Source organism: Staphylococcus gallinarum, from assembly GCF_000875895.1.
Classification (GTDB): domain Bacteria; phylum Bacillota; class Bacilli; order Staphylococcales; family Staphylococcaceae; genus Staphylococcus; species Staphylococcus gallinarum.
On the sequence record NZ_JXCF01000007.1, the window covers coordinates 238,975 to 250,562 of the forward strand.

The window sequence follows — 11,588 nt, forward strand, 5'->3', positions numbered from 1 at the left end:
GATGAAATGACTAAGCGTACAACATATTGCGGACTGATTACTGAAGCGCATTTAGAAGAAGAAGTAGTACTTAAAGGTTGGATACACAACCGTAGAGACTTAGGTGGCTTAATATTCGTAGACTTACGTGATAGAGAAGGATATGTACAAATTGTATTCAATCCGGATTTTTCAGAAGAAGCATTACATGTAGCGGAAACTGTAAGATCTGAGTACATTGTTGAAGTAAGAGGGGTAGTTAAAAAACGTGATCCTGAAACAGTAAACCCTAAAATTGCAACTGGACAAGTTGAGGTACAAGTATCTGATATTCAAATTATAAACAAATCAGAAACACCTCCATTTGCTTTAAATGAGGAAAATCAAAATGTTGATGAAAATATCCGTTTAAAATATAGATATTTAGATTTAAGAAGACAAGAATTAGCTCAAACATTTAAAATGCGTCACCAAACAACACGTTCAATTAGACAATATTTAGATCAGGCAGGATTTTATGATATTGAAACACCAGTCTTAACAAAATCTACGCCAGAAGGTGCGCGTGACTATTTAGTACCTTCACGTGTACACGAAGGTGAATTTTATGCTTTACCGCAATCACCACAAATATTTAAACAATTGTTAATGATTAGTGGATTTGATAAATACTATCAAATCGTTAAATGTTTCCGTGATGAGGATTTACGTGCAGATAGACAACCTGAATTTACACAAGTTGATATTGAAATGAGTTTCGTAGATCAAGAAGACGTAATGGATATGGGCGAAGAAATGTTACAGAATGTCGTAAAGGATGTTAAAAACATTGAAGTTCCACGACCATTCCCTAGAATGACTTATCATGAAGCAATGGAACGTTACGGTTCGGATAAACCAGACACGCGTTTTGATATGGAGTTAATCAATGTATCAGAATTAGGCGAAATCATGGATTTCAAAGTATTTAAAGATACAGTTAACAACAATGGTCAAGTTAAAGCAATAGTGGCTAAAGGTGCCTCTGACCATTATACAAGAAAAGATATTGACGCATTAACTGAATTTGTTGGAATTTATGGTGCTAAAGGATTGGCATGGGTTAAAGTTGTTGAAGACGGCTTGAACGGACCGATTGCTAAATTCTTTGAACAAGATCATGTTGCAAAATTACAAGAATTAACTGAAGCTGAAGCAGGAGATTTAGTATTATTTGTTGCTGATAAACCAAGTGTAGTAGCGCAAAGTTTAGGTGCTTTAAGACTTAAACTAGCAAAAGAATTAGAATTAATCGATGAAACTAAATTAAACTTCTTATGGGTAACAGATTGGCCATTATTAGAATATGATGAAGATACTAAGCGTTATGCAGCAGCACACCATCCATTTACTGCACCGAAACAAGAAGACATTGCAAAATTAGATACTGAACCAGAAAATGCACAAGCCAATGCTTATGACATTGTCTTAAATGGATATGAATTAGGTGGTGGTTCAATCAGAATTCACAATGGTGAATTACAAGAAAAAATGTTTGAAGTACTAGGATTCACACCAGAACAAGCTAGAGAACAATTTGGATTCTTAATTGATGCATTTAATTACGGAGCACCACCACATGGCGGAATCGCGCTTGGTTTAGACCGATTAGTTATGTTATTAACAGGTCGTACAAATTTACGTGACACAATTGCATTCCCTAAAACAGCATCCGCATCATGTTTATTAACAGATGCTCCAAGTGAAGTATCTGATAATCAACTTGAAGAATTATCACTACGTATCCGCCATTAATTAATAAGTTATTTATAAAAGTCTTTATTCTTGCTTATTTCGAATTATGTGGTATGATATGTCCATAAGATAGTCATCTGTAGTGTTCGTATGTTTGCTTTTTATTTGGGCCTAACACTCTTTGATCAGGGAGCCCAATAGGTTTTCTTGCAGCGCACACGCCTCTAAAGGAGGACTTGCAACACAAGAAACAGGGCACCCACCTGTTTAGAACAGGCCGAATGATCAAGCACTTTACAACTACGGCACAGACGGACTCTATCGGTACGCAAGACTTCGGTCTTGCGTATTTTTTTGTATTTTAATATTAATCTAAATTATAAATTGGGATGTTACTATTTTTGTAAATTGAAAAAAGTGGTAGCATGATATAATAAAAGTGAAGTAAAAGTTAAATTTTTAATGAGGAGTATGACAATGAAACATCAATTTTCACGTAATGAATTGGCCTATGGACAAGAAGGCCTAGATTTATTAAAGGATAAAACGGTCGTAGTATTAGGTGTAGGTGGCGTTGGTTCATTTGCAGCTGAAGCCTTAGCAAGAACAAATATAGGTCATATTATATTAATTGATAAAGATGATGTGGATATTACCAATGTAAATCGTCAACTACATGCTTTAACATCTACAATTGGTCAAAGTAAAGTGACGTTAATGGAAGAGCGTATCAAATTAATTAATCCAGAATGTAAAGTCACGCCACTTCACATGTTCTATACTGAGGAAACATATGAAGATTTATTTAATAATTATGATATCGATTATTTTGTTGATGCAAGTGATACAATTATTTATAAAGTTCACTTAATGAAAGAATGTCTAGCAAGAGGCATCAAAGTAATTTCAAGCATGGGAGCTGCCAATAAAACTGATCCGACGCGTTTCCAAATTGCTGACATTTCAAAAACACACATGGATCCAATGGCAAAAATTATCAGACAAAAATTGAAAAAAGCTGGTATTAAAAAGGGGATACCAGTAGTTTTCTCCGATGAAAGTCCTATCGTTATTAGAGAAGACGTCAAGGAAACTGTTGGTGATGCGAATGCCCCTACGAGAAAGGGACAAATGCCACCATCCTCTAACGCCTTCGTCCCTAGTGTCGTAGGGTTGATATGTGCAAGCTACGTTGTCAATGATATTTTAAAAGATATATCAGTTACGCGAATTAAAGATAGAAAGCAATAGTATAATTTATGTACAGTTAAAAAATACAGCAGATTAGAACAAAGTGGATTAGATTGTTCTTGTCTGCTGTTATTTTTATAAATATGTTATTTTAGTTTTTGTTGAGAGTCTAAAATATTGTCGTATATTGTTTTAAATTGTTGCTCGGTTTTAGAAGTAGTTTTAGGTTGATAATAGATACTATGCTTTAATTTGCTTGGCAAATACTGTTGAGGTACAAATCCGTTTTCATAACTATGTGGGTATTTATAGCCAATAGCTCGGCCTAATTCTTTTGCACCTGCGTAGTGACCATCCTTTAAATGGTCAGGTATTTGTCCTATTTTGCCTTTACGAATATCAGATAATGCCGCATCAATGGCTGTTATGCCAGAGTTAGATTTTGGAGAGAGACAGAGTTCAATAACAGCTTGGCTTAAGGGAATGCGTGCTTCTGGAAAGCCTAGCCTTTCTGCTGATTCAATGGCAGCTAAAGTACGTTGACCTGCACTTGGTGATGCCAACCCAATATCTTCATAAGCAATAACGAGTAATCTTCGAACTATTGTTGGTAAGTCTCCAGCTTCAATCAATCTAGCTAAATAATGTAAAGCAGCATTCACATCACTTCCACGAATTGATTTTTGAAAGGCGCTCATCACATCATAGTGCATATCTCCATCTTTATCACTAACAAATGCACCTTTTTGTAAACAATCCTTAGCATCTTGTAATGTAATAATGCGTTGCTTATTTTCGCTAACCTCAGAACTTAATACTGCCAATTCTAGCGCGTTAAGTGCACTTCTTACATCACCTTGACTTTGTGTAGAAAAATAAGTCATTGCCTCTGAATCTACTACTGGATGATATTGTGCTAAACCACGTTCACTATCTTCTAGTGCACGTGTTAATGAAAGTTTAATATCATCGTCATTTAATGGATATAATTCAAAAATTTGTGCTCTCGAACGAATGGCAGGATTGATGGCATGATATGGATTTGAAGTTGTGGCGCCAATGAGCACAATCTTTCCATTTTCTAAATGTGGCAATAAAAAATCTTGTTTCGCTTTGTCTAATCTATGAATTTCGTCTAATAACAGAATCACTTGACCTGACATTTTTGCTTCTTCCACAATAAGTTGCATATCTTTTTTAGTATTTGTAACAGCATTAAGCTGTCTAAATTTAAATTGTGTACTTCCTGAAATGGCTTTAGCGATACTTGTTTTGCCGATTCCAGGTGGACCATAAAATATCATAGAAGATAATCGTTTTGTTTCAACCATCCTTCTAATAATGCCTTTTGGACCAACTAAATGTTGTTGAGAAATTATTTCGTCAATATTATTAGGTCTCATTCTTGAAGCGAGGGGTTCGTTTGTCACAATCTTTCACACCTTTCTAATTCTATATTAACGTAAAAAATGATAGAATGTTAATATATAGTATTCGAATTAAGTGAGGTTATATAATGAAAATTTCAACAAAAGGAAGATATGGATTAACACTAATGATATCCTTAGCTAAAAAGCAAGGCCAAGGGTGTGTTTCTTTAAAATCTATCGCGGAAGAGAATAATTTAAGTGATTTGTATCTTGAACAATTGGTGGGTCCATTGAGAAACGCTGGATTAATTCGAAGTGTTCGTGGTGCTAAGGGTGGTTACCAACTTAGAGTATCAGCCGAAGAAATTACAGCGGGCGATATTATTCGTTTATTAGAAGGGCCAATTACATTTGTAGAAAGTATTGAATCTGAACCACCAGCACAAAAACAACTTTGGATTCGTATGAGAGATGCAGTAAGAGAAGTATTAGATAATACAACACTAAAATATTTAGCTGATTATAAAGAGACAAATAATTTAGATGGATATATGTTCTATATTTAATTAATATAATGATTTGATAACATTGTTGTCTTTTAATCGATTATAAAGTAGATGGTTTCTATAAATTCAGCCTTATAAATTATTTAGCGTCTTTAAAGATTTAATTATTATGTTTAATCAAATTTTAAAAGTGGTATATAACAAACATATACATCGCTAAGGAGGTTTTTTAAATGGCTGATGAAAGCAAAATTGAACAAGCCAAAGGTAATGTAAAAGAAACTGTCGGTAATGTTACTGACAATAAAGATTTAGAAAATGAAGGAAAAGACGACAAAAAATCTGGCAAAGCCAAAGAAGTCGTTGAAAATGCAAAACAAAAAGCAAACGAAGCTATTGATAAATTTAAAAAATAAAATTTATATAACTTTAGTTTAAATCCGAAAGGGGAACATTACCATGGCTGAGAATTTCTTAGATAAAGCGAAAGAAGCTGCAAAAACAGTTTCTGACAAATTAAAGGATTCAGATAATGAAAAGGCGAAACAAGCGTCTGAACAAATTGACAAATTCACTGGTGGCAGTGATGATAATAAAGATAAAGACAACGAAAAATAAAATAGCTATTATATTTTAAAACTGTCGACAATATTGTTTTGTCGACAGTTTTTTTGCCTTATATAGCTTAGTTTATACAAGTTAATAAATAAACCAGCACATTATATTTTTAGCAATGTGATGGTTGGTCATAGTTCTTATTTATTATCAGTGAAATGCGTGTCGATGATATTTTTAAGTTTTTTGTATGACTCTAATTGCGCATTTTGATCGTATACATAACTTATTGCCATTAGTTCATCTATTTCTCCATAAACCTCAATAAATGCTTCTAATTTTTGCTTTACTGTCTCTTCAGAACCAATTAAGGATTGATTTAATCTTTGTTGTGCCATTTCAAATTCTCTTGGTGTTAATAATCCTTTCAAATCATCAGTTGGTGGTTGTACAGGTTGCATTTTACCTCTAGTAATACTAACCATTACTTGTGCTTGAGTGGAAGCAAGGTAGTATGCTTGTTCATCTGTATCTGCAACTATTGCATTTAAACAAACAATCATATAAGGTTCTTGCAATACTTCTGATGGTTCGAATAATTCTTTATAAATTGACATTGCTTCTTTCATTTGTTGAGGGGCAAAATGTCCTGCAAATACATAGGGTAATCCTTTTCTTGCAGCTAAATGTGCAGAATCAGTAGAAGAACCTAAAATATAAAGAGGAACATTTTTATTCACTGCTGGGTATGCACGGACATATGACTGTTGGTTACTTGGTCCGAAATAAGTGGCTAACTGTTCTACCTCATCTGGAAATTCGTAAACGCCATTGTGTTGATCTCTTCTTAATGCACTTGCTGTCATCATATCAGTACCAGGTGCACGTCCCAATCCTAAATCAACACGGTTGGGAAAAACTGTTTCCATAGTACCAAATTGTTCAGCTACGATTAATGGCGCATGGTTTGGTAGCATGATACCTCCAGAACCAACTCTTATCTTAGATGTATGTTCTAAAGTGTGTTGTATTAATAATGCAGTTGCTGAGCTCACTAAATTAGGAGCATTATGGTGCTCAGCTATCCAGTATCGATCATAATCTAATGCTTCAAGGTTTTGCGCTAGTTTAACCATATCTTTAATAGCATCTTTGTCATCTTGACCTTCACGAATAGGCACTAAGTTTAGTGCAGAGAGTCTTACATCTTTCATTTTATTATTTCCTCCTCGGTGTTTCTAATATAAAGAAGTATAACAGTCGTTTTAAAACTTGCGTAAAATATTGCTCACTGTTATACTATATCCAAATTAAAACGTTAGGTGGCTTAAATTAGGACAATGGATAAAACTCATAAGATAAACAAATTAGAAACTAAAGCAAATATAAAATTATGGGATATGTCTATGTCTTAAACAGGCTCGTTATTATTAATAACAGAATAAGTAATGTAATTTTACTGTTGACATGTCATATCCATGAAAGTGGGGAATTGGTATGTCTTTTTATTTTACAGAAAAGCCATTTGAAAGGTTCGGCAAGACATTAATAGAAGAGGTTAATTTAAGTGTTGAACCAGGTGAACATATAGCAATTGTTGGTGATAACGGGGTAGGTAAATCAACATTACTCAATGCAATTTACAATAAATATAATGATTCAACGTATTTGATGGATCAAGAATTATCGAAGTATAAAAATGAAACGGCAATAAATTATATTATGTCGTGGTATCCAGAATTATTAGATATTAAACTTGCTATGCAAACTGATTATGAAAAAATTGGTGACTATATAGAACTTAATGGATATGAAATAGAAGAACAAATCATTTTACAAGCAAAGCAATTAAATTTAGAAGAGTCAGATTTAGATAAACAAATGGGGCAGTTAAGCGGCGGACAACAAACCAAAGTAGCATTAGTTCGAGCAATGATTTCAGAAAAAAATTTAATCTTGTTGGATGAACCAACAAATCACTTAGATAAACAAATGATTCATATTGTCGTGGATTATATAAAGCAAGCAAAGCAAAGTATATTATACGTGTCACATCATAGAGGATTTATCGACGAAACTGCAACGCACATTATTGAAATTACACCACAAGCTACAAGAAAATTTACTGGTAATTATAGTCAATATAAATCCATTATAGATGTTGAAAGAGAAACTCAAAAAAAGGTATACGAGAAAAAGCAAAAAGAAATAAAAGCTTTGGAAGCAACCGTAGATAGAGTTAAAAATTGGCATAAAACTGCGAATCAATCTGCAAGTGTTCGTAATCCGTTAGAGCAAAAGCGTTTGAGTAAATTAGCTCAAAAGGCAAAGGTTAAAGAATCACAAATAAATCAAAAACTTGAAAAGATTAAAGTCCAACAGCCTAAGTCGGATGATCGTCACTTCCATTTTGAGAATCAAGATGCGCTAAATAAAAAATATTTAATGCAATTATATGATTTTAGCATCACTATTGATGGTAAGAATATTTATCAAAATGCAAATTTCGAAATTAAAGATAATGAAAACATTATACTTACTGGCCCGAATGGTAGTGGCAAATCATTATTAATCTCAATTATCAAGCAGTCAATAATACCAGATGAGGGTGATATTTATATAACGCCTTCTCTAAAAATAGCTTATTTTGACCAAAAAAATGACAATTTAAATTATGACAGCACAGCATTAACAATGTTATTAAACATGGAGGGTATGGAACGTAGTCAAGCACAAACGATATTAGCGTCATTTGGATTTGATAACCAAAAAATAAACCTTCCAATTTCTCAATTATCTATGGGAGAGAAAAGTAGATTACAGTTTGTATTATTATATTTCTCAAATCCACATTTATTAATTCTCGACGAACCAACCAATTACTTCGATATTGCTACGCAAGATTTAATATTACAGATGCTAAAGCAATTTGCAGGACAAGTAATGATTGTGACGCATGATGAATACTTGAAATCTCAAATTACAGCGACACATTGGACAATTAAAGATAAAAAGTTAATGAATTTAACATTATCAGAGAAGCATTCACCCAATATGGTGGATGATACATTAAAATTATTAGATGATTATAAGTCGATAGATGAATTCGGACATTTTGAAACAGACAACTAGAAAATTTAATTAGATGGTGCTATCATTGGAACATTGATAAAAATTTAAGGAGTGTCAAACATGGAAGTATATGCAGACTACGCTGCAACAACCCCTGTAAAGCAGGAAGTAATCGATAAAATGATGGATATTTATACAGGTCATTATGGAAATCCTTCATCTATTCATAGTTTGGGACGAGATGCACGAAAGTATTTAGATGAATCACGTAGAAATGTAGCCAAGATACTTGGCGCTAAACCGAGTGAAGTTATATTTACAAGTGGTGCAACAGAATCTAATAATACTGCTATAAAGGGTATTGCATATCAGTTACGTGAGCAAGGGAATCATATTATTACGACAAAAATTGAACACCATTCTGTACTCCATGTATTTGAACAACTTGAGCACGAGGGATTTGATGTAACATATCTAGATGTGAATAAAGAGGGAATAGTACAATTAGATCAATTAAAGGAAGCATTGACGCCATCAACTATTCTCGTTTCTATAATGTTTGTAAATAATGAAGTGGGTACTGTTCAACCAATGTATGATATTGATGCAATTGTTGCAGAGTCTAATGCACTCCTCCATGTTGATACAGTTCAAGCAATTGGTCATCTAGATATCAAGTTTAATGAGTTTGATATTGCGGCTATGAGTATTACAGCACATAAATTCGGTGGTCCAAAGGGTGTGGGTGCATTATTACTAAAAGAAAACACACCAATTCAATATACACAATTAGGCGGTGACCAAGAAGCGAAAAGACGTGCTGGTACAGAAAATTTACCACAGATTGTAGGTTTTTCAGAGGCCTTAACATTAGCTGATACACAACGTGATACAAATAATGTGCATTTGTTGAATTTGAAAAACTTATTTTTAGTATCATTGCAAGAGCGGTCAATACCATTTGAATTTAATGGATCAATGACTGACTCGACAGGTCATATTATTAATTTATACTTCCCTTTTATTGATGTAGAAACATTACTTACATTATTAGATTTATCGAATATATATGTATCTTCTGGTTCCGCATGTACTGCTGGAACTACTACGCCATCGCATGTACTAGTAGCGATGTTTGATACAGATGAACGAGCGAAACATTCAGTGAGATTTAGTTTTAATGAATTGACTACAGAGCAAGAAGTTAAATATATAGCTACAGAAATCCATAAAATATACCATAAATTCAAGGAGGAAATTTAGTTGTCAAATAAAGATACACGAGTTGTAGTCGGCATGTCAGGTGGCGTGGATAGTTCCGTTACTGCTCACATATTAAAAGAACAAGGTTATGATGTCATCGGCATTTTTATGAAGAATTGGGACGATACAGACGAAAATGGTTATTGTACTGCTACAGAAGATTATAATGATGTTATAGCTGTATGTAATCAAATTGGTATACCGTATTACGCGGTGAATTTTGAACAGGAATATTGGGATAAAGTATTCACATACTTTTTAGATGAATATAAAAAAGGACGTACACCCAATCCAGATGTTATGTGTAATAAAGAAATCAAATTCAAAGCATTTTTAGAACATGCATTGAAATTAGGTGCCGATTATGTAGCTACAGGTCATTATGCTAGAATTCGCCGTCACGAAGATGGACATGTAGAAATGCTTCGCGGTGTTGATAACAACAAAGATCAAACTTACTTCTTAAATCAATTATCTCAAGAACAATTGTCTCATGTCATGTTCCCTATTGGAGATATTGATAAAAAAGAAGTACGTAAAATTGCTGAAGAAGCGGGGCTTGCAACAGCTAAGAAAAAAGATTCTACTGGAATTTGTTTTATTGGTGAACGTAATTTCAAAGAATTTTTATCGCAATATTTACCTGCACAAGCTGGCGAAATGCGTACGCTATCAGGTGAAAAGGTTGGTATGCATGCTGGATTAATGTATTATACGATTGGTCAACGTCATGGCTTAGGTATTGGTGGAGATGGAGATCCATGGTTTGTTGTGGGCAAAAATTTAGACGACAATATTTTATATGTTGAACAAGGATTCCATCATGATGCATTATACAGTGATTATCTTATTGCTTCAGATGCATCATTTATCAATGCGGTTGATTTAGAAAAAGGATTTGCTTGTACTGCAAAATTCAGATATCGTCAAAAGGATACACAGGTCTTTGTAAGAAAAGAAAGTGAAAATGCTATTCGTGTGACCTTTGATGAACCAGTAAGAGCCATTACACCTGGACAAGCCGTTGTCTTTTATGATGGTGATGTATGTTTAGGCGGCGCTACTATTGATGATGTATTTAAAGAATCAGGTCAGTTAAGTTATGTAGTTTAATATATCGAATAGATTGGCAATGATTTAATATCGCTAGTATACTATGTAGAAGATAGTTTCTAGCGATTTCTTTTTGGCAATGTAAATATATTTATGATGCCGCAATGTTATAATAAAATCTCAGAAATGAGGGTTACAATGGAGCAAGAACAAATTTATGAATTAATTAAAGAAGGAAAAATTGAAGAGGCCTTAGCTGCGTTATTTAACAATATTGAGCAAGATCCACAACAAGTTGAAAATTATATTAACGCAGGCATATTAATTGCTGAAGCAGGGGAAGTTGAAAAAGCAGAAAAATTCTTCCAAAAGGCGATTACAATTGATCCTGAAAATGGAGCTATCTACTACAATTTAGGTAATGTATACTACAATGAAAGTAGATTTAAAGAAGCAATCAAGCTTTATCAGCAAGCGTTAAAATATAACATCGATAAGGTAGATACAAATTATATGATTGGCATGTCTTTCAATCATTTAGAAGCTTTTAAAGAAGCAATGCCATTCTTAATGACAGCTGCAGAATTAGATGAACGTCAAGATGTTGAGGTTCAATTTCAGTATGGGTTAGTGTTGTGCCATTTAGAAATGTTTGATGCTGCAATCAAACAATTAGAGCATGTTGTTTCTGTAGAACCTACACATACGGATGCGTTATACAATTTAGGTTTGGCGACATATATGCAAACGGAAGATACATCAAAGGCTATTGCTTATTTTGAACAAGCAGTTGCCGTAAATCCAGAACATTTAATGAGTCAACATGCAATAAAGACATTTAAAGCTATTGCAGAGGAGGAGTAAT

Annotated in this window: 11 protein-coding genes and 1 other RNA gene; 10 read left to right on the forward strand and 2 right to left on the reverse strand. The window is 33.6% G+C overall.

Annotation, left to right across the window (positions count from 1 at the left end):
* The first annotated feature begins 6 nt into the window (after nucleotides 1-6).
* The 3 genes from aspS to SH09_RS04920 all read left to right on the forward strand — a co-directional run bounded on the left by aspS (nucleotide 7) and on the right by SH09_RS04920 (nucleotide 2,964).
* On the forward strand, nucleotides 7-1,773 hold the full coding sequence (gene aspS / locus SH09_RS04915) for an aspartate--tRNA ligase (RefSeq protein ID WP_042738511.1): 1,767 nt from the start codon (nucleotides 7-9) through the stop codon (nucleotides 1,771-1,773).
* 71 nt (nucleotides 1,774-1,844) lie between these two features.
* Nucleotides 1,845-2,035: non-coding RNA, 6S RNA (gene ssrS, locus SH09_RS15890), on the forward strand.
* A gap of 155 nt (nucleotides 2,036-2,190) precedes the next feature.
* Nucleotides 2,191-2,964, forward strand: a complete 774-nt coding sequence (locus SH09_RS04920; RefSeq protein ID WP_042738512.1) for a tRNA threonylcarbamoyladenosine dehydratase — start codon at nucleotides 2,191-2,193, stop codon at nucleotides 2,962-2,964.
* An 86-nt stretch (nucleotides 2,965-3,050) separates the two neighbouring features.
* Here SH09_RS04920 and SH09_RS04925 read toward each other — a convergent pair whose 3' ends face one another.
* A complete protein-coding gene (locus SH09_RS04925) occupies nucleotides 3,051-4,334 on the reverse strand; it encodes a replication-associated recombination protein A (RefSeq protein WP_042738513.1) in 1,284 nt (427 codons plus the stop codon).
* An 86-nt stretch (nucleotides 4,335-4,420) separates the two neighbouring features.
* On the opposite strand from SH09_RS04925, the gene cymR reads away from it, so the two are divergent.
* The 3 genes from cymR to SH09_RS16860 all read left to right on the forward strand — a co-directional run bounded on the left by cymR (nucleotide 4,421) and on the right by SH09_RS16860 (nucleotide 5,398).
* Nucleotides 4,421-4,840 carry a cysteine metabolism transcriptional regulator CymR gene (gene cymR / locus SH09_RS04930; protein WP_042738514.1) on the forward strand — a complete coding sequence of 140 codons (420 nt, stop codon included), beginning with the start codon at nucleotides 4,421-4,423 and terminating at the stop codon, nucleotides 4,838-4,840.
* 173 nt (nucleotides 4,841-5,013) lie between these two features.
* A complete protein-coding gene (locus SH09_RS04935; protein ID WP_042738515.1) occupies nucleotides 5,014-5,196 on the forward strand; it encodes a CsbD family protein in 183 nt (60 codons plus the stop codon).
* Between the two features lie 43 nt (nucleotides 5,197-5,239).
* The gene (locus SH09_RS16860) at nucleotides 5,240-5,398 is read left to right on the forward strand and encodes a hypothetical protein (RefSeq protein WP_162846333.1); all 159 of its coding nucleotides are present in this window, start codon (nucleotides 5,240-5,242) and stop codon (nucleotides 5,396-5,398) included.
* A 137-nt stretch (nucleotides 5,399-5,535) separates the two neighbouring features.
* On the opposite strand, the gene SH09_RS04940 is transcribed toward SH09_RS16860, so the two are convergent.
* Nucleotides 5,536-6,549: an LLM class flavin-dependent oxidoreductase gene (locus SH09_RS04940; protein WP_042738516.1), complete on the reverse strand. Its 1,014-nt coding sequence runs from the start codon at nucleotides 6,547-6,549 to the stop codon at nucleotides 5,536-5,538.
* Between the two features lie 283 nt (nucleotides 6,550-6,832).
* On the opposite strand from SH09_RS04940, the gene sal(D) reads away from it, so the two are divergent.
* The 4 genes from sal(D) (at nucleotide 6,833) to SH09_RS04960 (ending at nucleotide 11,587) form a co-directional block, all read left to right on the forward strand.
* The gene (gene sal(D) / locus SH09_RS04945) at nucleotides 6,833-8,467 is read left to right on the forward strand and encodes an ABC-F type ribosomal protection protein Sal(D) (RefSeq protein ID WP_082039181.1); all 1,635 of its coding nucleotides are present in this window, start codon (nucleotides 6,833-6,835) and stop codon (nucleotides 8,465-8,467) included.
* A 60-nt stretch (nucleotides 8,468-8,527) separates the two neighbouring features.
* Nucleotides 8,528-9,670: a cysteine desulfurase family protein gene (locus SH09_RS04950; RefSeq protein ID WP_042738517.1), complete on the forward strand. Its 1,143-nt coding sequence runs from the start codon at nucleotides 8,528-8,530 to the stop codon at nucleotides 9,668-9,670.
* A complete protein-coding gene (gene mnmA / locus SH09_RS04955) occupies nucleotides 9,671-10,783 on the forward strand; it encodes a tRNA 2-thiouridine(34) synthase MnmA (protein WP_042738518.1) in 1,113 nt (370 codons plus the stop codon).
* Between the two features lie 138 nt (nucleotides 10,784-10,921).
* Nucleotides 10,922-11,587 (forward strand): tetratricopeptide repeat protein, encoded by a 666-nt coding sequence (locus SH09_RS04960; protein ID WP_042738519.1) that lies wholly within the window; start codon nucleotides 10,922-10,924, stop codon nucleotides 11,585-11,587.
* Nucleotide 11,588 lies beyond the last annotated feature (1 nt).

Coding starts and splice junctions, on each gene's coding strand:
- aspS (WP_042738511.1), top strand. CDS start 7: ATGACTAAGCGTACAACATATTGCGGACTGATTACTGAAGCGCATTTA.
- SH09_RS04920 (WP_042738512.1), top strand. CDS start 2,191: ATGAAACATCAATTTTCACGTAATGAATTGGCCTATGGACAAGAAGGC.
- cymR (WP_042738514.1), top strand. CDS start 4,421: ATGAAAATTTCAACAAAAGGAAGATATGGATTAACACTAATGATATCC.
- SH09_RS04935 (WP_042738515.1), top strand. CDS start 5,014: ATGGCTGATGAAAGCAAAATTGAACAAGCCAAAGGTAATGTAAAAGAA.
- SH09_RS16860 (WP_162846333.1), top strand. CDS start 5,240: ATGGCTGAGAATTTCTTAGATAAAGCGAAAGAAGCTGCAAAAACAGTT.
- SH09_RS04940 (WP_042738516.1), bottom strand. CDS start 6,549: ATGAAAGATGTAAGACTCTCTGCACTAAACTTAGTGCCTATTCGTGAA.
- SH09_RS04950 (WP_042738517.1), top strand. CDS start 8,528: ATGGAAGTATATGCAGACTACGCTGCAACAACCCCTGTAAAGCAGGAA.
- SH09_RS04960 (WP_042738519.1), top strand. CDS start 10,922: ATGGAGCAAGAACAAATTTATGAATTAATTAAAGAAGGAAAAATTGAA.